The organism is Streptomyces sp. NPDC002125, from assembly GCF_053593715.1.
The window spans coordinates 302383-324164 of the sequence record NZ_JBSFDD010000001.1 but is presented as its reverse complement, the minus strand read 5'-3'; the positions used below and the strand labels follow the sequence as shown (position 1 = coordinate 324164).

General features: G+C 69.8%; 18 protein-coding genes. 13 read left to right on the top strand and 5 right to left on the bottom strand.

The window, feature by feature from the left end:
* The first annotated feature begins 348 nt into the window (after positions 1–348).
* Positions 349–1518, top strand: coding sequence for a cysteine desulfurase family protein (locus ACWCQM_RS01430; protein ID WP_450913344.1), 1170 nt, complete (start codon positions 349–351; stop codon positions 1516–1518).
* On the opposite strand, the gene ACWCQM_RS01425 is transcribed toward ACWCQM_RS01430, so the two are convergent.
* On the bottom strand, positions 1511–2197 hold the full coding sequence (locus ACWCQM_RS01425; protein ID WP_450913343.1) for an N-acetylmuramoyl-L-alanine amidase: 687 nt from the start codon (positions 2195–2197) through the stop codon (positions 1511–1513). The genes ACWCQM_RS01430 and ACWCQM_RS01425 overlap by 8 nt on opposite strands.
* Before the next feature lie 61 nt (positions 2198–2258).
* On the opposite strand from ACWCQM_RS01425, the gene mnmA reads away from it, so the two are divergent.
* The 5 genes from mnmA to ACWCQM_RS01400 all read left to right on the top strand — a co-directional run bounded on the left by mnmA (position 2259) and on the right by ACWCQM_RS01400 (position 9520).
* Complete coding sequence (gene mnmA / locus ACWCQM_RS01420) at positions 2259–3389, top strand: tRNA 2-thiouridine(34) synthase MnmA (RefSeq protein WP_450913342.1); 1131 nt, start codon at positions 2259–2261, stop codon at positions 3387–3389.
* 112 nt (positions 3390–3501) lie between these two features.
* Positions 3502–4770 carry an AAA family ATPase gene (locus tag ACWCQM_RS01415; protein WP_450913341.1) on the top strand — a complete coding sequence of 423 codons (1269 nt, stop codon included), beginning with the start codon at positions 3502–3504 and terminating at the stop codon, positions 4768–4770.
* Positions 4767–5597 carry an RloB family protein gene (locus ACWCQM_RS01410; protein WP_450913340.1) on the top strand — a complete coding sequence of 277 codons (831 nt, stop codon included), beginning with the start codon at positions 4767–4769 and terminating at the stop codon, positions 5595–5597. The genes ACWCQM_RS01415 and ACWCQM_RS01410 overlap by 4 nt, the downstream gene beginning before the upstream one ends.
* Before the next feature lie 106 nt (positions 5598–5703).
* Positions 5704–8295 (top strand): N-6 DNA methylase, encoded by a 2592-nt coding sequence (locus tag ACWCQM_RS01405; protein WP_450913339.1) that lies wholly within the window; start codon positions 5704–5706, stop codon positions 8293–8295.
* Positions 8285–9520 carry a restriction endonuclease subunit S gene (locus tag ACWCQM_RS01400; protein ID WP_450913338.1) on the top strand — a complete coding sequence of 412 codons (1236 nt, stop codon included), beginning with the start codon at positions 8285–8287 and terminating at the stop codon, positions 9518–9520. The genes ACWCQM_RS01405 and ACWCQM_RS01400 overlap by 11 nt, the downstream gene beginning before the upstream one ends.
* A 16-nt stretch (positions 9521–9536) precedes the next feature.
* Here the strand turns inward: ACWCQM_RS01400 and ACWCQM_RS01395 are convergent, their stop codons facing one another.
* A complete protein-coding gene (locus tag ACWCQM_RS01395; protein ID WP_450913337.1) occupies positions 9537–9731 on the bottom strand; it encodes a DUF397 domain-containing protein in 195 nt (64 codons plus the stop codon).
* Between the two features lie 12 nt (positions 9732–9743).
* Positions 9744–10595 carry a helix-turn-helix domain-containing protein gene (locus ACWCQM_RS01390; protein ID WP_450913336.1) on the bottom strand — a complete coding sequence of 284 codons (852 nt, stop codon included), beginning with the start codon at positions 10593–10595 and terminating at the stop codon, positions 9744–9746.
* Between the two features lie 278 nt (positions 10596–10873).
* Here ACWCQM_RS01390 and ACWCQM_RS01385 point away from each other — a divergent pair, with 278 nt between their 5' ends.
* The 3 genes from ACWCQM_RS01385 to ACWCQM_RS01375 all read left to right on the top strand — a co-directional run bounded on the left by ACWCQM_RS01385 (position 10874) and on the right by ACWCQM_RS01375 (position 15843).
* Positions 10874–11350, top strand: a complete 477-nt coding sequence (locus tag ACWCQM_RS01385; RefSeq protein WP_450913335.1) for an ATP-binding protein — start codon at positions 10874–10876, stop codon at positions 11348–11350.
* A 138-nt stretch (positions 11351–11488) separates the two neighbouring features.
* The gene (locus tag ACWCQM_RS01380) at positions 11489–15052 is read left to right on the top strand and encodes a type I restriction endonuclease subunit R (RefSeq protein WP_450913334.1); all 3564 of its coding nucleotides are present in this window, start codon (positions 11489–11491) and stop codon (positions 15050–15052) included.
* A gap of 56 nt (positions 15053–15108) precedes the next feature.
* Entirely contained in the window at positions 15109–15843 is a 735-nt protein-coding gene (locus ACWCQM_RS01375) for a M48 family metallopeptidase (protein WP_450913333.1), read from the top strand.
* 78 nt (positions 15844–15921) lie between these two features.
* Here the strand turns inward: ACWCQM_RS01375 and ACWCQM_RS01370 are convergent, their stop codons facing one another.
* Entirely contained in the window at positions 15922–16725 is an 804-nt protein-coding gene (locus tag ACWCQM_RS01370) for an alpha/beta fold hydrolase (protein WP_450913332.1), read from the bottom strand.
* Between the two features lie 62 nt (positions 16726–16787).
* Entirely contained in the window at positions 16788–17123 is a 336-nt protein-coding gene (locus ACWCQM_RS01365; protein ID WP_450913331.1) for a DUF427 domain-containing protein, read from the bottom strand.
* A gap of 65 nt (positions 17124–17188) precedes the next feature.
* Between ACWCQM_RS01365 and ACWCQM_RS01360 the strand changes: the two genes are divergently transcribed.
* The 4 genes from ACWCQM_RS01360 to ligA are packed head-to-tail and all read left to right on the top strand — an operon-like array spanning position 17189 to position 21728.
* The gene (locus tag ACWCQM_RS01360; RefSeq protein ID WP_450913330.1) at positions 17189–17728 is read left to right on the top strand and encodes an LOG family protein; all 540 of its coding nucleotides are present in this window, start codon (positions 17189–17191) and stop codon (positions 17726–17728) included.
* A gap of 15 nt (positions 17729–17743) precedes the next feature.
* Positions 17744–18433, top strand: coding sequence for an SDR family oxidoreductase (locus ACWCQM_RS01355; protein ID WP_450913329.1), 690 nt, complete (start codon positions 17744–17746; stop codon positions 18431–18433).
* A gap of 33 nt (positions 18434–18466) precedes the next feature.
* Positions 18467–19492, top strand: coding sequence for a methionine synthase (locus tag ACWCQM_RS01350; protein WP_450913328.1), 1026 nt, complete (start codon positions 18467–18469; stop codon positions 19490–19492).
* A 40-nt stretch (positions 19493–19532) separates the two neighbouring features.
* Positions 19533–21728 carry an NAD-dependent DNA ligase LigA gene (gene ligA / locus ACWCQM_RS01345; protein WP_450913327.1) on the top strand — a complete coding sequence of 732 codons (2196 nt, stop codon included), beginning with the start codon at positions 19533–19535 and terminating at the stop codon, positions 21726–21728.
* Positions 21729–21782: the final 54 nt, after the last annotated feature.

Sequence of the window (21782 nt, the reverse complement as noted above, 5' to 3'; positions counted from 1 at the left end):
CCTCCGAGTGCGGCGCGGCGGTAGCCGCCGCGACGGTCTTCCCGGGCGCAGCCCTGCGCCGCAGCGCCGGACAGCCTCCCGGCGCGGTCCTGCGCCGCAGCGTCGTGACTGTCCTTCCGGGCGCGAGCCCGAGCCGCAGCGCCGGACGGCCCCCGGGCGCGGCCCTGCGCCGCAGCGCCGCGACGGTCCTCCCGGGCGTGAGCCCGAGCCGCAGCGCCGGACGGCCCCCTGGCGCGGCCCGAAGCGGGGCTGGCCGGCGGGCCGGGGCTGCCACGGGCCCGGGGCCCGGTGTGCTGGGTGCCGCCCTCGGCACGCTTCGCTCCCCGGGCTCGTAGAATCGTCTCCACCATGGCTTACCTCGACCACGCCGCGACCACGCCGATGCTTCCGGAGGCGATCGCGGCGATGACCGCGCAGCTCGCCGTCACCGGCAACGCGTCCTCTCTGCACGCTGCCGGGCGCCGGGCCCGCCGTACCGTCGAGGAGTCCAGAGAGACCCTCGCCGAGGCGCTCGGCGCACGCCCCAGTGAGGTGGTCCTGACCTCCGGGGGTACCGAAGCCGACAACCTCGCCGTGAAGGGCCTCTACTGGGCCCGCCGCGACGCCGACCCCCGGCGGACTAGGGTCCTCGCCAGCCCGGTGGAGCATCACGCCGTGCTCGACGCCGTGGACTGGCTCGCCGAGCACGAGGGCGCCAACGTCGAGTACCTCCCGGTCGACACGTACGGACGGGTGCACCCGGAGGCGCTGCGCGAGGCGCTCGTCCGCAACCCCGACGACGTCGCCCTGGTCACCGTGATGTGGGCCAACAACGAGATCGGCACCATCATGCCGATACGTGAACTCGCCGAGGTAGCACGCGAGTTCGGCGTGCCCATGCATGCCGACGCGGTGCAGGCCTTCGGGCAGCTCGAAGTCGACTTCGCCGGCTCGGGGCTGGCCGCGATGACCGTCAGCGCGCACAAGATCGGCGGGCCCTTCGGCATCGGCGCGCTGCTGCTCGGCCGCGACCAGACCCCGGTGCCCGTGCTGCACGGCGGCGGACAGGAGCGGCATGTGCGCTCCGGCACCCTCGATGTGCCCGCCGTCGCCGCGTTCGCCGTGGCCGGACGGCACGCCGCCGAGGGGCGCGAGGGCTTCGCCCGTGAGATCGGCGCCCTCCGCGACGAGCTGGCCGCCGCCGTGCACAAGGCGGTGCCCGACGCCGTTCTCGGCGGTGACCCGGCCCCAGGCGGCCGGCTGCCCGCCAACGCCCACTTCACCTTCCCCGGCTGCGAGGGCGACTCCCTCCTCCTGCTGCTCGACGCCCAGGGCATCGAATGCTCCACCGGGTCCGCCTGCACGGCGGGCATCGCCCAGCCCAGCCATGTGCTGCTGGCCACCGGCGCCGACCCGGGCCTGGCCCGCGGCACGCTGCGCTTCTCGCTCGGCCACACCTCCACCGCGCGGGACGTCGAGGAGCTCGCGCGGGCGATCGGCCCCGCGGTCGAGCGCGCCAGGACGGCAGGGCTCAGCTAGCCCGCGAGCCGCCGGTGGATGCCGCGCGCACCAGCTTCATGTAGCGGGGCCAGTCCCAGTGCGGTCCGGGATCGGTGTGGTCCGTGCCGGGCACCTCGACGTGCCCGATGATGTGCTCGCGGTCCACCGGAATCCCGTACCGCTCGCATATCGCTGCCGTCAGCCGGGCCGAGGATTCGTACATCTGTGTGGTGAAGTCCTGCGGGCGGTCGACGAAGCCCTCGTGCTCGATGCCGATGCTGCGTTCGTTGAAGGAGCGGTTGCCCGCGTGGTACGCCACGTCGAGCTCGCGGATCATCTGTGTCACCCGGCCGTTCTGGCGCACGATGTAGTGTGTCGCCGCCTGGTGCGCCGGGTCCTGGAAGACCTTGACCGCGCTCGCGTAGCTGCCCTGGGTGACATGGACGATCACACGGTCCACGCCGTAGTCGTCGGGCCGGTCGGCGCGTCGCCAGTTCGCCTCGGAGGCCGCGATCCAGCGCGCCGGGGTGTAGTCGAGCTCACCTGGCGTGCGCGGCTTCTCCACGCCCGGCACCCGCCACCAGACGCGCCTGATCTCCTCGGCCGCCAGCAGGGCCGTGCCCGCCGCCGCGACGCCGCCACCGATCAGCAGTGAGCGCCGGCTGATGCCGTGACCGGGGGCTTTACCCGATCCGCCGGCACTCCCGTTGTTTCCCATGTCGTCCTCAACGCTTATCCGCGAGCATTCGGTTCCCCGCGCCCCGTACTCTGGAGAAGCTATGACTCAGACCTCCCAGCGCCCCCTCCGTGTGCTCGCCGCCATGTCGGGCGGAGTCGACTCCGCCGTGGCGGCGGCCCGTGCCGCCGAGGCGGGCCACGACGTGACCGGTGTGCACCTCGCCCTCTCCGCGAACCCGCAGTCCTTCCGCACGGGTGCGCGTGGCTGTTGCACCATCGAGGACTCCCGTGACGCCCGCCGCGCGGCGGACGTCATCGGCATCCCGTTCTACGTCTGGGACCTCGCGGAACGCTTCCGCGAGGACGTCGTGGACGACTTCGTCGCGGAGTACGAGGCGGGGCGCACACCCAACCCCTGCCTGCGCTGCAACGAGAAGATCAAGTTCGCCGCGCTGCTCGACAAGGCGCTGGCCCTCGGCTTCGACGCGGTCTGCACCGGCCACTACGCCACCGTCGTGCTCAACGACGACGGCACCCGGGAGCTGCACCGCGCGTCGGACATGGCCAAGGACCAGAGCTACGTCCTCGGCGTACTGGACGAGAAGCAGCTCGCCCACGCCATGTTCCCGCTGGGCGACACCCTGACCACCAAGGACGAGATCCGGGCCGAGGCCGAGCGCCGGGGCCTCGCGGTCGCCAAGAAGCCCGACAGCCACGACATCTGCTTCATCGCCGACGGCGACACCCAGGGCTTCCTGGCCGGCCGTCTCGGCGGACCGGCACAGGGCGACATCCTCGACGAGGCCGGAGCGAAGGTCGGCACCCACGAGGGCGCCTTCGGCTTCACCATCGGCCAGCGCAAGGGCCTGCGCATCGGCCACCCCGCCCCCGACGGCAAGCCGCGCTACGTCCTGGACATCTCCCCGGTGAACAACACGGTCACGGTCGGCCCGGTGGAGGCCCTGGACGTCACGGCCCTCACCGCGATCAGGCCCCGCTGGTGCGGCCTGGCGCCCGAGGGCCCCGGCACGTACACCGCGCAGCTCCGCGCCCACGGCGGCGAGACCGAGGTGACGGCGGAACTGACCGACGGCACCCTGGCCGTCACCTTCACCGAGCCCGTCCGGGGCGTGGCCCCCGGCCAGGCGGTCGTGCTGTACGACGGCACACGGGTCGTCGGCTCGGCCACCATCGCGACGACGGTACGCCGCGAGAGGGCCGCGGCGGGCTGACGGGCCGGGGCTGGCACGCCCGGTGCCGGCGTCATAGGCTGCGCATGCGGATCGTCCGCATGCGGTGTACGTACGACGGGGCCAGCCTCCCCGTCCTGTCGGGAGGCCGAGGGTGCTACTGCGTTTCCGGGTGGCCAATCACCGCTCGATCCGCGACGAGTGCGAGCTGTCGCTCATCGGGTCGGCATCCGGTGACGGCAATGCCCGTGCGACAGGGCTCCGCCACGACCGGCAGGACGTGTCCGCCCTGCCCGTCCTGGGCGTGTTCGGCGCCAATGCCGCGGGCAAGAGCAACCTGCTCAGCGCGCTGCGGGACATGCGCCAAGCAGTCCGTACATCGTTCGCCGACTGGACGAAGTCGCCCGGCGTGCCCCGCAAGCCCTTCAAGCTTGACTCCGCGTGTGCGGACGAGACCAGCCTGTACGAGGTCGACCTCACCCTCGGCCGCAGCCGCACCCGGTTCACCTACGGCTTCGAGCTCTCCGACGACCGGGTAGAGGCGGAGTGGCTGCACGCCTATCCCCAAGGGAAGCGCGAGACGTGGTTCGACCGTGAGGCGGGACGCCCTGAATCCGAGGGTGGCGAGTTCGTCTTCGAAGGCGACGGCTTCACCGGCCGGCGCGAGGACTTGGTGGCCCTCACCCGTCCCGACGCCCTGTTCCTCTCCACCGGCGCCACGCTCAACGATCCCCAGCTCTCCGCCTTGCACCGCTGGTTCCTGGACAACCTGTGGCTCGTGACTCCGGGCGAGGACGTCGCGCACCGGACGAAGTGGACCCAGGAGCTGATCGAGCCCGGCGGCAAGTACGACTACCGTGAGCGAGTCCTGCACCTGCTCACCGTCGCCGACCTCGGGATCACCGGCATGGAGACCGACCCGGACACGGGCCGAGTCCGGTTGCGGCACCGCACCGCCGACGGCGGGGACACCCCCCTGGACTTCATCACAGAGGAGTCCTTCGGCACGCACGCCTGGTTCGCCTTCCTCGGCCCCATGCTCTCGGTGCTCGACAAGGGCGCCGTTCTACTCGTGGACGAGATCGACTCCAGCCTGCACCCGACCCTGGCCGCGGAAGTCGTACGCATCTTCCAGGACTCGCAGGCCAACCCGAACAACGCACAGCTGATCTTCACGACGCACGACGCCACTCTGCTCGGTGAAGAGGTGCTGGACCGCCCGCTCGGCCTTGACCAGGTCTGGATCGCCGCCAAGGACCGGTCCGGTGCCACCGAGCTGTACCCGCTGGCGGCCGCCCACCCGGCGGACGGTGAGAACCTCGAACGCGGCTACCTACGTGGCCGCTACGGCGGAGTGCCGCGCGTCAGTGCGGGGGAGATCGCCCGCGAAGTATCCTGGCAGGAGGCGAAGGCGACAGCGTGAGTACGTGGGGCGGGCAGCAGGGGAACACCGATGACGAGGGCCGGTGCGACGCGCCCAAACGGCCGAAGCGCAAGAGCCGCAAGGGCGAGGAGAGGCCCTTGGTGGCGCCTGCGCCACCGCCTCCCGCCGACACGCGGGCACAACGAGTGCTGTACGTCGGCTGCGAGGGCGAGTCGACCGAGCCCGACTACCTCAACTACCTCAACGAACGGTTCGGGGACGGTAGCGTCACCGGCGGACGACGGTTCCGAATCCAGCCGGTGTACGAGAAGAACGGCCTGACGCCGGCCAGAGTGGTGGCCAAAGTCCAGGCGACCGCCGGGGAGGACGAGGCCTGGGCCCTGTTCGACCGTGACCAGCACCACGACATTCCTGAGGCTCTGGAGAGGGCGGCCGAGAAGGCCACCCAGGTCTGTTTCTCTCACCCTTCGTTCGACCTGTGGCTGCTGCTTCACTTCCAGGCGTTCGGAGGCAGGCGCAGCGGCAGCAGCAAGGACGTGGTGGAAGCGTTGCGGCAGGCGGACCCGGCCTTCAAGGATTTCGACAAGAGGAACGACAAGAGCGTCAAGGGCGGGCGTCGCACGGCGCTGGACAAGAAGGAGTCCGACGCCGTCAACTGGGCCCGGAGCATGGTCCGCCAGTGCGAGTACGGCACGTGCAGGGCGAAGTCCACCAGGAAGGATCGCCACCAGTGGGAGGGCGCCCCCGAGCGGCCCGATCCGATGATCCCGCAGTCGGGCCACGCGGCCGACTGCCCGGTGCTGGACCGCGACCCGTCCACCGATGTCTGGCGGCTGCTGGTGAGCCTGGAGATCGTCGACGCCTGATCACGGAACGGTGCGCGATCCGGCCGTTGGTCATCGGTGCACCCATGCGGCGTCTAGGCTTTCCTGGCATCCGGACCTCCCCACCATATGTACGAAGGAATGGCGCGTGGCCAGAATCACCCTGCCCGAGCTCGAACGGCACCTCTTCTCGGCCGCCGACATCCTGCGCGGGCGGATGGACGCCTCCGAGTACCGCGACTACATCTTCGGGATGCTGTTCCTCAAGCGGGCCTCCGACGAGTTCCAGCCCGAGTGGGAGCGGGTGTACGACGAGGCCGTGAAGCGCACAGGTGATGCCGTGAAGGCGCTGCGGCGGGCAGACGACCCCGACGCCTACCCCAGCGTCTTCTACGTGCCGCCGCGCGCCCGCTGGTGGAGGGGCCCGCACACCGACCCCGAGTCCCCGGACAGGCCGTTGCCGGGGATCCAGGCACTCACGAGTCAGGTGGGTGAACGGCTAGACGAGGCGATGGTCGCGCTGGCCGAGGGTAACGACCGGCTGGCCGGGGTCACCTCGCACATCTCGTTCAACGAGATCGTCGGGACCAAGCCCCGCTTCAGCGACTCCGAACTCCGCACCTTGATCCGCCACTTCAGCCTCTACCGGCTGCGCAACGAGGACTTCGAGTTCCCCGACATGCTGGGAGCGGCCTACGAGTACCTCCTCGGCCGGTTCGCGGACTCGGCGGGGCAGAAGGGTGGCGAGTTCTACACCCCGCGCGCCGTCGTTCGGATGATGGTCCGGCTCGTCGACCCGAAGCCGATGGAATCCGTCTACGACCCCTGCGCCGGCTCCGGCGGCATGCTGATCGCGGCCCGCGAACACGTGGAGGAACACGGCGGCAACCCGTCCGAGCTCTCGGTCAACGGCCAGGACAAGAACGGTCCGTCCTGGTCGATGGCCAGCATGAACATGGTGCTGCACGGCATCCGCGAGTTCGACCTGCAACACGGCGACACCCTCACCGAACCGCTGCACTTCCAACCGGGCACGACGCGCCTGCGCCACTTCACCAAGGTCCTCTCGAACCCGCCGTTCTCGCTGAACTACGACGCCGAGCTGGTGGCCAAGGCCGACGCCATCCACGGAACGCGGATGAAGCACTGGGCACCGGAGGGCGGCAAGAAGGCCGACCTGATGTTCGTCCAGCACATGGTGGCCGTGCTGGAGGAACGAGGCGTCGCGGCGATCGTCATGCCGCACGGCGTGCTCTTCCGGGGCGGCAAGGAACGCGACATTCGCGAGCAACTGCTCAACGACGACTGCATCCAGGCGGTCATCGGTCTCGGCCCGAACCTGTTCTACGGCACGGGAATCCCCGCGTGCGTGCTGATCCTTCGCCGACCGCACCAGAAGCGGGGCAAGAGGGAGAAGCAAGTCCTGTTCATCAACGCGGACCGGGACTTCACGGCGGGCAAGAACCAGAACGAACTCCGCCCCGAGCACGTCGAGAAGATCGTCACCACCTACCAGGAGTGGCGCGAAATCCCGGGCTACTCGCGTGCCGTGACAACGGACGCGCTGCTCGCGGCCGAGGCCAACCTCAACATCCGCCGCTGGGTCGACAACTCACCGCCGGCCGAGCCCCAGGACGTACGGGCGCACCTGTACGGGGGAGTGCCGGTGACCGAGGTCGCGGCCCGGGCCGACCTCTTCCAGGCGTACGGCGTGGACGCCGCCCAGCTGTTCGCGGTGAGGGACGGGGACCCGGACTACTATGACTTCCTGACGGAGGGGCCGGACGTGACGGCGGCCCGTATCCCGCGGCTGGCGGCCGAGCGGGAAGGCGCGCTGCGGGAGGTCTACGAGACGTGGTGGACGCGGCACGCCCCGTTGTTCGCCCGTCTCGCGGCCGACCGTGAGCTGATGGTGTTGCGGAGCGGTCTGCTGGATTCGTTCAAGCAGGCGGTGGGAGACGTCGGGGTGATCGACGAGTTCACCACAGCGGGCATCATTGCCGACTGGTGGGCGACCAACCGGTACGACATGAAGGCACTGGCGGCCGGTGGCTTCGAGCGTGTGCTGGACGGCTGGGTCGACTCGGTCGAGGCGATCGTCGAGCCGGCGACCCCGGCCGGCGGTGCGGACTCGGGCAAGAAGGCCACGGTCTCCGCCGCCGACCGCCGCCGCGCGATGGACCACCCGGTGGTACGCGTGATGATCCCCGAGTTCCTGGACACGGTGGCTGCGGCCGACGCGGCGGTGGTGGACGCCGAGGTGGCGCACAGGGCGGCGCTGGAGAAGCTGGCCGAGGCGAAGGGGCCGGAGGAGCCGGACGAGGACGACACGGAGGCGGCGGAGGAGGCGGACACCGAGCCGCAGCCAGACGCCGAGGCGGCCTCCCCGGAAGAGATCGCGGTGCTGTCCGGTGTGGTCACGGCCCGTAAGAAGGACGTGACGGCGGCCAAGAGGAAGCGGAAGGCTCTGGACGACCTGTTCCTTCCCCAGCTACGGGCCGCACGCGATGCGGTGCAGGCGGAGGAGAGCGGCCCGGAACGGGTCGTGCTCGAGGTGCTGGACGGTGACCTGTCCGCCCGCCTGGAGGCCGCGATGGCTGCGGGCCGACGGGAGCTGGTGGCGGCGTTCCGGGGGTGGGCGAGCAAGTACGGGGTGTCGCTATCCGAGCTTGAGGCGGAGAGCGGGGCGGCTGCGGAGGAGCTGGGGACGTGGCTGGAGGAGCTGGGTTATGCGCGGTGACGAAGCCGTGACTGCAACGCGCCCCACGGTGCCGTTGAAGAGCCTGCTGAAGAAGGTAGAGACCGGATGGAGTCCGGTCTGTGACGCAGCACCTCCCGCACTGGATGAATGGGGTGTCTTGCGCCTCAGCGCGGTGACGTCTGGAACGTTTGTTCCGACGGAGGCAAAGCGGCTTCCGCCTGCGGTGGCTCCCCGCCCGACGTTCGAGGTGAAGACCGGAGACGTGTTGGTCTCCCGAGCCAATGGAGTGAAAGCTCTGGTAGGGGTGGCCTGTTTCGTCGGGGACGTACGGGCGAGGCTGCTCTTGCCGGACCTCGTTTTTCGGCTTACCGCTGACAACGGGAAGCTCGACTCGCGGTTTCTAGGCATCGCGTTGTCATCCGCTGGGCTGCGGCGGCAGATCGACGCTGTCATGAGGGGCACGAGCGGTCAGTACAAGATCTCCAAGGCCGATATTCAACGGCTGGAGTTGCCTAAGGTGCCGCTGGCTGAGCAGCGCCGCATCGTCACCGCGCACGCTGCCTTCGAGCGGCGGATCGGTGCGCTGGAGCGGTCGCTCGACAAACTGAGCCCGGTCGCCGAGGCGCTGGCGGCGGTGGCTCTCAATCAGAGCCAGACAGATTGGGACCGAGTCCCGCTCGCGGATATCGCAACCGTTGCCGCAGGCGTCACTCTCGGGTCCGAGCCAGTTGGCGACGGGACTGTTGAGCTGCCCTACCTACGCGTTGCAAACGTGCTGGATGGGCGTATCGACACGAAGGAAACCAAGACTGTCCGCATCCTGCGGTCGCAGTACGAGCGGTTCGCCCTCCGTAAGGGGGACCTGCTGCTCACCGAAGGCGGGGACCTGGACAAGCTCGGCCGAGGTGCGGTCTGGGACGGCCGTATTGACGCTTGTCTCCACCAGAATCACGTTTTCCGTGTCCGGTGTGGCGAGCGGATGACACCGGATTTCTTGGCCTTGTACACGTCTTCACCCGAGGGGCGCGCCTACTTCCAGAGCGTCGGCAAGCAGACGACCAACCTCGCGTCGATCAATTCAACGCAGGTGAAACAGATGCCTGTGCCTGTACCCCCAGTTGCGGAGCAGGTGCGTCTGCTTGGCCCTGTCCATGCCGTGCGTCTCCGAGCGGCTGCGCTTGAGCATCAGATCAGGAAGCTCCGCACAGTCCAGCAGGGTGTCGTAGAGGATTTGCTGAACGGACGAGTGGGTGCCTCCGCGTAGCAAGCTGAACTGCTGGTCAGCTGACCTCGGTCTGGTCAGCCTTCAGCCTCAGCACAAGCGCATGCAGTGCGGCTCGGTTTGTCGATATGACCGCTGCGGGGCTTTCGCTCTCGCGGAGGGCGATGCCGTTCGTCTCCACCGACGCGACCTCGACACAGTTGTTGCCCGAGGCCTCCGAGAACGACGACTTGAGCCACTTCAGTTCGGACAAGGCTGACACCTCTTACAGGTCTCTGGCGATGGTCAGGATGGCATCCCGCGACTGCGTCGGATTCAACGCCGCCTGTTCGACCGCGTCCAGTCGCCGCCGGAAATCGGCCAGTTGGGTGGGCGAGTCGAAGTAGACGGCCCCGATAGGGGAGTCCACCTGCACGGTGTCCAGGTGGGGGCTCTGGGCGGCGGCATACAACACCGAGTCGCCTGCCATCGGGAAGCCGCCGATCGAGAACGGGACCACCATGAGTATCACGTTGTCGCGCTCGCTCTCGTCGAGCAAGCGCGACAACTGGGCCTTGGCGACGCGGCGGCCACCCACCTGCATCCGAAGCGCCGATTCGTGAATTAGCCCCGTGTATGTGACGGCGGGTTCGTTCGTGAGCACTTGGTGACGAGCCAAGCGATGGGCGATGCGCAACTCGATCTCCAAACGGGCAAGAGCAGGGATGAACAGGTCGAAGAGAGCCCGTGTGTGATCCTCGATCTGGAACATGCCTGGCAGGTGCGCGGTCTGGAGCGTCCGGAGGCTCGATGCGTGGTGTTCGAGTTCGGACACCTCAAGGAAGTCCGGTGGGATCTTGCCCCGGTACTCGTCCCACCACCCTCGCTCACGGCCGCCCGTCATCGTGGCGAGAGCCTCGATCAGTGCCGGGTCGTCGCACTCGTAGATGCTGCCCAGCCGACGTAGGCGCTCCTCACTGATGCCGAAGCGGCCGGCCTCCACGTTGGAGATGGTCGTGCGATCGGTACCCAACAGCTCCGCCGCCTTCGGGGCGGACATCCCTGCTGCTTCGCGTAGTCGGCGAAGTTCCGTACCGAATCGACGTTGCCGAACAGTTGGTGCGTGCCGTGGTGCCATGCGTCCTCTCCTGGTCGTGCTCATTGTCTCGGTGTCGTGCGCGCCCGGCGACGTATCTCGAAATTCCAACCCGTTGAGGTGAAAGTGGTATCACGGGTTGGATATGTGTAGTTACCGTGTGTCTCGCACCGCTCACGTTGCCGTCACCACGGAAGCGCACCGATCCGCCCCGCCCGCCCGGGAAGGCGGCCACCGGACCGGCATTGCCACCACCCGACAGCAATCGCCCGTGGCGCTCGCCCACTTGTCACCGCTCGCACGCACCCCAGGAGGTGCCCGTGAGGACCGAACCCGCCCCCACTCCCGACGTCGAGGACCGCCCCCATCCCCTCCCCATTGCCTTCACCGACCCCTGGAGCTACGAACTCCGTTTCCCCTGCGATCCGCGCAGCCCCCGTATTGCCCGTACCACCCTCAAGGTCATCCTCGGAGCTCATGAGCTGACCGAACTCAGCTACCGGGCCGAGCTGCTGATGTCCGAACTGACCACCAACTCTGTCCGGCACACCAATGGGCCCGCCTCCGTACGGCTGCAATGGCGCCATCCGGTGCTCCGGATCAGCGTGTGGGACATGAGCCCGGACCTGCCCGAGCCGTACGCCCCGCACGCATCCCACGATGCCGAAGCCGGGCGGGGGATGGCCATCGTGCAACTGGTCGCGGACCGCTGGGGCGGATGTGCGATAGGGGAGGGAGAGTACGGACCGGGTGGCAAGACCGTCTGGTTCGAGCTCGGTCTCGCGCTCGGAGCCTGACGAGCTCGTGACGCCGTCCGGAAAGCATCGGCGCGACTGATCACGCCTCGGCCCGGCAGCCCCCGCAGGTACAGTTCCGCGTACACCCATACGGGTGCGGGTGGAACGTACGGTGACGGGCGCGCGGGGAGACCAGGGATGGGTCAGCCGGAGTACGACAAGACCGAGCAGCCGCTGATCAAGCAACTGGTCGCCATGGGATGGACGCATCTCCAGGGCGGGCCTCCTGGCGGGCCGGCCACCGATGCCGGGGCCTCCGGCCGACAGGACTTCGGGCAGGTCGTCCACGCGGACCGTTTCCGTGCGGCGGTGTCGAGGATCAACCCGGGAACCGACGGCAAGCCCTGGCTGTCGGCAGCCCAGCTGAACCACCTCTTCGCCCTCGTCCAGGGCACCGCGCCCGGTCAGGGGCCGACCGGGCGAGGGGTCGCGGGGAATCTCGAAGTGACCGCCCTTCTCCGGAAGGGGGTCAACTCCCGCACCGTGCCCGGGTGGACGAAAGGGAAGCCCGAGCACATCAGGCTCGTCGACTGGGACGCCGAGTTCACGCCCGGCAACGACCTCCTGGCCGTCTCGCAGTTCCGGGTGGAACGCAAGGACGCGGAACCTGTCACGCTGGACCTCGTGTTGTTCGTCAACGGACTGCCGTGGGTCGTCATTGAGTGCAAGGCCCCGCTGGTCTCCGGCAGGCAAGAGCAGCGCGCCGCCCTGGACGCCGCCGTGGAGCAGGTGGTCGATTACGCGGGTGTCGGCGCTCCGGCGCCCGTCACCGAGTTCGTACGGTTCGCACAGGTGCTGATCGGTACCGACCGTGACCACGCCGAACTTGGCACGGTCACCGCCGAGACGCGGCACTTCGCGCCCTGGCGGACGGTCGAGCCCGCCTCCGAGGACCTCGTACGTCAGGAGACCAGGAAGCGCGCCGGGCAAGCCCTGACCGCGCAGGACGTCCTGGTCGCCGGGGTGCTACGCCCGCAGCATCTCCTTAGCCTGGTCCGGGACTTCACGACCCAGGCGGGACGCGGGCCCCGGACGGTCAAGGTCTTCGGCCGGTACCCGCAGTTCAAGGCCGTATGCCGGTTGTCACGCAACCTGGAGGCCCGTCGCAGGAAGGTCGCGGCGGGGGAGCCGGTCGACCAGCGGGGCGGAATCATCTGGCACACCCAGGGTTCCGGCAAGAGCCTGACCATGGCGTTCCTCGTACGCCATCTGCGCAGCACACCCGGGCTCGCCGGGTACAAGGTGGTCGTCGTCACCGACCGGCTGGACCTGGAGAAGCAGATCCGGCAGAGCCTCGGCGCGAGTGACGAGAAGATCCACAGGGCGCCCAGTGTGGAACAGGCCCACGCCTATCTCGCGGTGGACGTGCCGGACCTCGTCCTCATCACCCTGCAGAAGGCGCGCAGGGACGACACCGCGTACGACGGGCGTGAGGAGAAGCTCGGCGAGGAGCCGGGCGAGGAGACGCATGTCCACAACCACGTCCAGAACGCGAGCGCCGACATCGTCGTCCTGATCGACGAGGCGCACCGGGGTAACGCCCGCTGGCAGCACGCAAGACTCCGCGCGATGCTGCCGAACGCCGCCGTGGTCGGCTTCACCGGAACCCCGGTGCTCAGCGGTGCGCAGAAGTCGACCGAGGAGATCTTCGGCGGCTACGTCGACACCTACACCCTGCGGGACGCCGAGCAGGACGGGGCCGTGGTCCCGGTGCGCTACGAGGCCTACAGCGTGCCGATGGAAGTGATCGAGAAGGCGGCGCTGGACGCCGGGTTCGACGAGGAGGCGCCGCGCGATCCCCAGCAGCGACAACGGGTCCTGGAGAGGTTCGCCCGCCGCAAGGAGATCCTCGAAGCACCCTCGGTGATCACCGCGAAGGCCGACTACATACTGCGGCACTGGGCGCGTCACGCGCTGCCCGACCGGTTCGGGGCACAGGTGGCCGCCGCCTCCCGGCTTGCCGCCGTCCGCTACCAGGAAGCCCTCATCGAGGCGCGGAACAGACTGGTGCGACGCATCGACGCGCTCGACCAGGACCTGATCCACGACCCGCTCGCCGCGCAGTCCGCCTCCGACGAGGAACGGGAGCTGCTGGACCTGGTCTCACACCGGGACCTGCTGGACTCCATCGACGCCGCTGTGGTGATCTCCAAGGCGCCGTCGAGCAGCGGACGCAGGGATCCGAAGGAGTGGCACGACTGGACGACGAAGTCCAAGCAGGACGCGCACATCGAGCGTTTCAAGAAGGGTATCGGCTCCTACCTCGCCGCTGCGGACGATCCCTCATGGGACGCGGTGACGCACGGGTCCGCGGCATCCGGCTGGGGCGTGCCCGGCGGGGGAACCGGCGAGATCTGGCATCCGGATGGACTCGCCCCGGCAGTGCCTGAAGTAGGCGTGAGCGCGTCCGACGAGAAGCCGATGGCCTTTCTGGTCGTGCAGTCGATGCTGCTCACGGGCTTCGACGCCCCTGTGGAACAGGTGCTCTACCTCGACAGCGCCCTGTCTGGCGTGGGGCTGCTACAGGCGGTGGCCCGGACGAACCGCCCGTACATGCCCAAGCAGTGGGGGCAGGTGGTCGACTTCATCGGGATCGGGCCCGAGCTCGCCCGCTCCCTCAGCCTGTACGAACAGGCCCACCTCCGTCAGGTCTACGGCTTCGCCGACGCCTCCGTGGACCACCTTGACGCCAGGACCTTCCGCGGACCCCAGCCCGTCGCGGATGGACTTCTCCTCCAGACCGACGCGGCAGCCGACGCGCTGCTCGCCGATCTGCGTACCCGTATCGACGGCTGCCTCGCCGGGCGGCACGTCACCTCGCTTTCCGACGAAGCGCAGCGCGAGGATCTGCTGGCCGCTCTGGAGGACCCTTTGCTGCGCGGCGAGTTCGACGAACTCGCGCGAGACTTCCTCGGCGCGCTCAACGCCGTACTGCCTCGCCCGGAGGCACTGAAGTACGAGGCCTTCGCGGGCAGACTTGGCGAGATCCAGTATCTGGTGCGCCGCCGCTACCTGGACGGGCGTGACGACTTCAGCCCGCGCCGCTACGGTGCCAAGATCCGGCAGCTGATGGCACGCCACCTGAAGGTCACGGCGATCGAACTGCGGGTGCCGCCCGTCGAACTGACCGCACCGGACTTCATGGAGCGGGTCAACGCCAACCGTGATCCGCGCGCCAGGATCTCGTACATGACCAGCTCGGCCCGGGTACACATCACGGCCAACATCGCCTCGGACCGTTCCCGCTACGCGCGCTTCAGCGAGCGGCTGGAGGAGATCGTGAGCCGGATGGGGCAGGACTTCGAAGAGGCCGCCGCCGCCCTCGCCAAGCTGATCGGCGAAATGAACACGGCGGAGGATCGGGAGCCGGGACCGGATGACGTGCTGGACCCGCAGACGGAGCGGCCGGTCCACGGCCTGCTCCAGCAGGAGCTGGCCGGCTATGCGGCCCATGCGTCGGATGTCGACCTCCACGAGGCGGCGCGTGCGCTCAGCATGGACATCGCGGACCTGGTGCGCCCTCCGGACATCGTGTACCTCGTGGATACGAGGAACCGGGTGCGTAAGACTCTGCGCGAACGTGTAGAACTTCATGTCCACATCGACTGGAGCGACACGGGCCACCTGGCCGGACTGCTGGTGGAACTGGGAGTCGAGCGCCGCGAGGAGTTCATTCGGTACGGGGAACAGAGGGGCCGCTGAGCCTGGCCGGGCGGGGCGCGCGGGCGTGTACCGGGACCGGCTGGTAGGAAGGGGCCGTGAGCACTCCCGTCCAGCAGGCGATCGCAGGCCTTCCCGTGCCTCGGGACTGGGTGTGGCACGTCGTTGTCCGACCCCGGCGGCGCACTCTGGGTATCGATGTCGCGGACGACGGTGAGGTTCTGTTCGCCGTCCCGCCGAACGCGGATCCCACAGCTGTCGCGGAGGCCGTCAGGTCGAGACTGCCGCGTCTCGCACTCGAAGTGCGGCGAAGACAGCTCCGCCCAGCGGAACCTGTCAAGGAACTGATCGGCGGCGCCAGCTTTTCTTACCTGGGCCGCCGGTACCGGCTGAAGACCGTGCCGCCGGCCCCCGAGCAGCGGGTGCGCATGCGGCGTGGCTGGCTGGAGGTGCCGCGGACCGACAGTGCGGAAGACGGGGCGCGCAGGATCGCTGAGTGGTACGAGGTCTGCGGTACTCGCTGGCTGTCCGCCCGCTTCCCGTCGTACGCGTCTCGCACAGGCGTCGTAGCCTCTGGGATTCAGGTAGGCGACCTCGGCCGCCGATGGGGCGCGCGGGATCAGGACGGACTCATCCGGGTGCATTGGGCAGTCATGCAACTGCCGTCGGCCTTGGTGGATCTTGTGCTCGTCCACGAGCTCTGCCATCTGCGGGTGGACGGGCACGGCGCGGCGTTCCGCCGTCAGGTCCGCCTCGTCCTGCCGGATGCCGACGCGCGCGAAGAGGTATTTGCACGGACCGAACCCGGGTTGTGGCGGGGAGCCGTCCGGTAGTGCCACCCCAGTGCCCGGTCCGACGTTCCTCCCGCGCGGGCCAGGTCCGACCCCTGTACGGACCTGGCCCGCGCGAAGTCATGGGGACACCCGGCCGGCGAACACGTCCCGGCCGAAGAAGTCCGCCAGCACCGGCGCGATCACATGGGGTGCGACCTCGCGGGTCTGGCCGGTCAGGGTGCGGTGCCTGGCCCTGGGGATCGCGGCGGCGAGGGCGCGGGTCGTCCCCCGGGCCTGCGCGGTGCTGAAGCCGCCCGTCACCACCAGGGTGCGTGCCGTGAGGGAGGCGAACCTCGCGGCGGGGACCGACCCGTCGCCCAGCAGCACGTCGTCGTAGGCGAGGGTGTGGGCCACCGCCTCCAGACCTCGCCACAGCGGGGCCACGCGCATACGGGCGATCACCGCCTCCGGCACCCCGGTGCGGGACAGATACAGCTCGACGGCGCCGCCCCGGTCACCGGCCGCCAGCAGCCGGTGCAGCCGCGCCGTGCCGCGCGACTTGGTGAGCAGACCGGCGGTGCCCGGGGTGTACGGCGGCTCGTAGACCGCGAGCAGCTCCACCGGCAGCCCCGCGGCGTGCGCCTCCAGGGCCAGCGCCCCGCCCGCCAGCATGCCGAACAGCGAGACGGGCCCGCCCACCCGCTCCGCGACCGCAGCCAGGTCCTCGATCTCGCGGCGGACCGTGTACGGCCCGCCGTCACCACTGGCGCCACGGCCCCGGCGGTCGTACGTGACGACCGTGAAGCGCGGAGCCAGCAGAGCGGCCAGAGCAGCCTCGTCGGCGGCGGTGCTCAGAGCCCCGCCGACCAGGATCACCGGCGGCCCGTCGCCGTGGCGGCGGTACGCGATCGACGTGCCGTCACGGGAGAGAGTCTTGTCCATGTGAGAGGGGACTGCCGGGCCGCCCGGAACTCATCGCCCGGGCGGAGAAATATTTCTGACGGTCAGCCGGGGACGACCTCGGTGACGTAGAAACAGAAGTGCCCCTTGATCGCCGCGACGTGCTCCTTGGGCTCCTGGTAGCTCCAGACGAGGTCCTGGGCCCCCGGCACGGACCAGTACGAGGCGTCTCCCTTGAACGGGCAGTGCGTCCGGGTGTCCGACGGCGTCAGCAGACCGGTGCGGACGTCCTCGGGCGGCAGGTAGTAGCGGTCGGGACAGCCCGTCTCGCGCAGCACCAGCGGGCGGCGGCTCTCGGCGAGCACCTGCCCGTCGTGCACGGCGCGCACCCGCACGTCCTCGGGCCCGACGGTGATGGTGTGTCCTGTGGCGGAGGTCATATCCGTTTCAGCCGTCCGGGAGCCCGGTTTCTTCCCGCCCCGGAGGACGGCCGTACGGTGTCCGTATGAACATCTGCGTCTTCCTCTCCGCCGCCGACCTCGACGACCGCTACACCGTGCCCGCCCGCGAATTCGCCGAGCTGCTGGGCCGCGGCGGGCACACCCTGGTGTGGGGCGGGTCGGAGAGCGGGCTGATGAAGGTCGTCGCCGACGGTGTGCAGGAGTCCGGCGGGCGGCTCGTCGGGGTGTCCGTGGACTTCCTGGCGGCGAAGGCCCGGACGAACGCCGACGAGATGGTGATCGCCAAGGACCTCGCCGAGCGCAAGGCGCTGCTCCTGGAGAAGTCCGACGCGATCGTGATCATGGTCGGCGGGACGGGCACGCTCGACGAGGCGACGGAGATCCTGGAGCTCAAGAAGCACGGCAAGCACACCAAGCCCGTCGTCCTGCTGAACACCGCCGGGTTCTACGACGGCCTGCGCCAGCAGTTCCAGCGCATGGAGGACGAGGGCTTCCTGCCGCTCCCGCTCACCGACCTGGTCTTCTTCGCCAAGGACGGCGTCGGGGCGCTGGCCTACCTGGAGGAGTCCGCCGGCCACCAGTGATGCGAGCATGAGGGCATGACTGCTCACCTCATCACCGGCGCGGGTTCCGGCATCGGCGCGGCCGTCGCGCGCCGCCTCCTGGAGCGCGGCGACGAGCTCGTGCTGCTGGCCCGGGACGCGGGACGCGCCAGGGAACTGGCCGCGCTGCACCCCGGGGCCACCACGCTCGTCGGCGACCTCGGCAACCCCGACCGCCTCTCCTGGGCGTTCGGCCAGCAGCCGATGCCCGAGCGCCTCGACTCCCTGCTGCACATCGCGGGCGTCGTCGAGCTCGGCGGCGTCGGCGAACTCACCCCCAAGGCCTGGCACTTCCAGCTCAACGCCAACCTGGTCTCCCCGGCCGAGCTGACCCGCCTGCTGCTGCCGCAGCTCCGCGTCGCCAAGGGGCACGTCGTCTTCGTGAACTCCGGCGCGGGGCTCGCGGCGCACGCGGGATGGGGCGCGTACGCCGCGAGCAAGCACGGCCTCAAGGCGCTCGCCGACTCGCTGCGCCACGAGGAGCACGGCAACGGGGTCCGGGTCACCTCCGTCTACCCGGGCCGCACCGCCAGCCCCATGCAGGCCAAGGTCCATCAGCAGGAGGGCAAGGAGTACGACGCCTCGCACTGGATCGACCCCGAGTCGGTGGCCACCACGATCCTGCTGGCGCTCGACCTGCCGAGGGACGCCGAGATCAACGACCTGACGGTGCGCCCCGGCCGCTGAGAACCCGTGGTCCCGGGCCCGTAGGCTTTGCGCGTGAGCGAGAAGAGCGGTTTCAGCGGGAGCGCGGCGACGGGGATCGGTTCCATGCCGGGGGGAGACGCCCGGGAGGCGGCCAAGACCGTCACCGGGTCCTTCGCCGACGGCCAGGGCATGCCGTACCTGGCGGAACTGCCCGCCCGGGGCCCCGGAGCGGACATGATCGGCCGGACCGTCGGCCTGCTCGTCGAGATGTACGGCCATGTCGAGCCCAGCGGCTGGCGGATCAGCGACCGGCCAGGACGTGACACCCGCAGGGCCCGCTCCTGGCTCGGCGAGGACCTCGACGCGCTGGAGGAGTTCACCCAGGGCTACGAGGGCCCGCTCAAGGTGCAGGCCGTCGGCCCCTGGACCCTGGCCGCCGCGCTGGAGCTGCGCGGCGGTGAGGCGATGCTCGCGGACGCCGGCGCCTGCCGTGACCTGGCGGGTTCGCTGGCCGAGGGACTGCGCGCCCACCTCGCCGAGGTGCGCCGCAGGGTCCCCGGCGCCGAGGTCGTGCTCCAGCTCGACGAACCCTCCCTGACCGCCGTGCTGCTGGGGCGGGTCAGGTCGGCCAGCGGCTACCGCACCTACCGCGCGGTGGACCGCCAGGTCGTCGAGGGCACGCTGCGCGAGCTGCTCGCAGTGAACGGCGACGGGCCGACAGCCGTCCACTCGTGCGCCCCCGAGGTGCCCTTCGCGCTGCTGCGCCGCGCCGGGGCGGGCGCGGTCTCCTTCGACTTCTCACTGCTCACCGAGCGTGAGGAGGACGCGATCGGGGAAGCCGTCGAGGGCGGCACCCAGCTCTTCCTCGGCGTCGTCCCCGGTCTCGACGGCGCCTCGACGGCATTGTCGGACCCGGGCGGTAGCGTCATGGGGGTCAGGACGTTGTGGAGCAGGCTGGGGCTGAATCCGGGGACTCTCGCCGAGTCCGTCGTGATCACCCCCTCGTGCGGGCTGGCGGGAGCATCCCCCGCCTACGCACGTGCCGCGCTCGCCCACTGCGCCCGGGCCGCGAGGTCGCTCGCAGACAACCCTGAGTGACGGGGTCGGGTTTTCGACGGGGCAACGGGAGGAACGGACGATGGCCGGCGAAGAGCAGCCGCAGCAGCTGACGGGTGTGCCGGCGGAGGTGCGGGAACAGCACGCACTCCTCGCCGAGCAGATCGAGGAGCACCGCTTCCGGTACTACGTGAAGGACCAGCCGGTCGTCGACGACGCTACGTTCGACCGGCTGATGCGCGAGCTGGAGGGCATCGAGGAGGCGCACCCCGAGCTGCGCACCCCGGACTCGCCCACCCAGAAGGTCGCGGGCCCGTACACCACGGAGTTCACCTCCGTCGAGCACCGCGAGCGCCTGCTCTCGCTGGACAACGCCTTCGACGACGAGGAGCTCGGCGCCTGGGCGGAGCGCGTCGCCAAGGACGTGGGCAGGGGCGGCTACCACTTCCTGTGCGAGCTCAAGGTGGACGGCCTCGCCGTCAACCTCACCTACGAGCACGGCCGGCTGACCCGCGCCGCGACCAGGGGTGACGGCCGCACGGGCGAGGACATCACCCCCAACGTCCGTACGATCGCCGAGATCCCGCACCGCCTGAAGGGCGACAGGATTCCCGCGCTCGTCGAGATCCGCGGCGAGGTCTTCTTCCCCATGGAGGCCTTCGAGGGACTCAACGCCCGGCTGGTCGAGGCCGGTGACAAGCCCTTCGCCAACCCGCGCAACGCTGCGGCGGGATCACTGCGCCAGAAGGACCCCAAGGTCACCGCCACCCGCCCGCTCCACATGGTGGTGCACGGCATCGGAGCCCGCGAGGGCTTCGACATCGACCGGCTCTCCCAGGCGTACGGCCTGCTCGGCGAGTGGGGCCTGCCGACCGCCCGGCACAACAAGGTGGTCGAAACCCTCGACGAGGTGCGGGAGTTCATCAGGTACTTCGGCGAGCACCGTGACTCCGTGGAGCACGAGATCGACGGCGTCGTCGTCAAGCTCGACGAGATCCCGCTCCAGGGCAGGCTGGGTTCCACCTCCCGCGCTCCCCGCTGGGCGATCGCCTGGAAGTACGCCCCGCAGGAGGTCAACACCAAGCTGGTCAACATCAGGGTGGGCGTCGGCCGCACCGGCCGGGTCACGCCCTACGCGCAGGTCGAGCCGGTCCTCGTGGCGGGATCGGAGGTCGAGTTCGCCACCCTGCACAACCAGAACGTCGTCAAGGCCAAGGGCGTCCTCATCGGCGACACGGTGGTACTCCGCAAGGCGGGCGACGTCATCCCGGAGATCCTCGGGCCGGTCGTCGACCTGCGGGACGGCGGCGAGCGGGAGTTCGTCATGCCGTCCCGGTGCCCCGAGTGCGAGACGCCGCTGCGCCCCATGAAGGAGGGCGACATCGACCTCCGCTGCCCCAACGCCCGCTCCTGTCCGGCCCAGTTGCGGGAGCGCGTGGCCTATCTGGCGGGCCGCAAGTGCCTCGACATCGACCACTTCGGCTATGTGGCCGCGGCGGCCCTGACCAAGCCGCTGGAGCCCGCCGAGCCGCCCCTGCTGGACGAGGGCGACCTCTTCGGGCTGACGGTCGAGCAGCTGCTGCCGATCCGGGCGTACGTCCTGGACCCCGACAGCGGGCTTCCCAGGCGCGACCCGAAGACCGGCGAGGAGAAGATCGCCACGGTCTTCGCCAACCAGCAGGGCGAGCCGAAGAAGAACGCCCTCGGCATGCTGGAGGGCATCGCGGCGGCCAAGCAGGCGCCCCTCGCCCGGATTCTGACGGGACTCTCGATCCGCCATGTCGGCCCGGTGGCAGCTGTGGAGCTGGCCCGTCAGTTCCGCTCCGTCGACCGGATCGACGAGGCGTCCGAGGAGGAGCTCGCGGCGGCGGACGGGGTGGGGCCCATCATCGCCGCGTCGGTCAAGCAGTGGTTCGCCGAGGACTGGCACCGCGAGATCCTGCGCAAGTGGCGCGAGGCCGGGGTCCGGATGGAGGACGAGGGCGCGGGCGAGGACGAGGGGCCGCGTCCGCTGGAGGGGCTGACCGTCGTCGTCACCGGCACGCTGACCGGCCACACCAGGGACGGCGCCAAGGACGCGCTCCAGAGCCGGGGCGCGAAGGTGACCGGGTCCGTCTCGAAGAAGACCTCCTTCGTCGTGGTCGGGGACAACCCGGGGTCGAAGTACGACAAGGCGATGCAGCTGAAGGTGCCCGTCCTGGACGAGGACGGATTCGCCGTGCTCCTCGAACAGGGCCCGGACGCCGCCCGGGAGGCCGCTGTTCCCGCCGAGGCCTGATCGAGGCGCGATCGAGACACCGGCGACGCGTGGCGGTGCGCGGGCGGGGAAGTA

Bases quoted from the DNA above. Each gene is read 5' to 3' on its own strand.
- ACWCQM_RS01430 (WP_450913344.1), top strand. From the start codon at position 349: ATGGCTTACCTCGACCACGCCGCGACCACGCCGATGCTTCCGGAGGCG.
- ACWCQM_RS01425 (WP_450913343.1), bottom strand. From the start codon at position 2,197: ATGGGAAACAACGGGAGTGCCGGCGGATCGGGTAAAGCCCCCGGTCAC.
- mnmA (WP_450913342.1), top strand. From the start codon at position 2,259: ATGACTCAGACCTCCCAGCGCCCCCTCCGTGTGCTCGCCGCCATGTCG.
- ACWCQM_RS01400 (WP_450913338.1), top strand. From the start codon at position 8,285: ATGCGCGGTGACGAAGCCGTGACTGCAACGCGCCCCACGGTGCCGTTG.
- ACWCQM_RS01390 (WP_450913336.1), bottom strand. From the start codon at position 10,595: ATGGCACCACGGCACGCACCAACTGTTCGGCAACGTCGATTCGGTACG.
- ACWCQM_RS01380 (WP_450913334.1), top strand. From the start codon at position 11,489: ATGGGTCAGCCGGAGTACGACAAGACCGAGCAGCCGCTGATCAAGCAA.
- ACWCQM_RS01370 (WP_450913332.1), bottom strand. From the start codon at position 16,725: ATGGACAAGACTCTCTCCCGTGACGGCACGTCGATCGCGTACCGCCGC.
- ACWCQM_RS01365 (WP_450913331.1), bottom strand. From the start codon at position 17,123: ATGACCTCCGCCACAGGACACACCATCACCGTCGGGCCCGAGGACGTG.
- ACWCQM_RS01360 (WP_450913330.1), top strand. From the start codon at position 17,189: ATGAACATCTGCGTCTTCCTCTCCGCCGCCGACCTCGACGACCGCTAC.
- ACWCQM_RS01355 (WP_450913329.1), top strand. From the start codon at position 17,744: ATGACTGCTCACCTCATCACCGGCGCGGGTTCCGGCATCGGCGCGGCC.
- ligA (WP_450913327.1), top strand. From the start codon at position 19,533: ATGGCCGGCGAAGAGCAGCCGCAGCAGCTGACGGGTGTGCCGGCGGAG.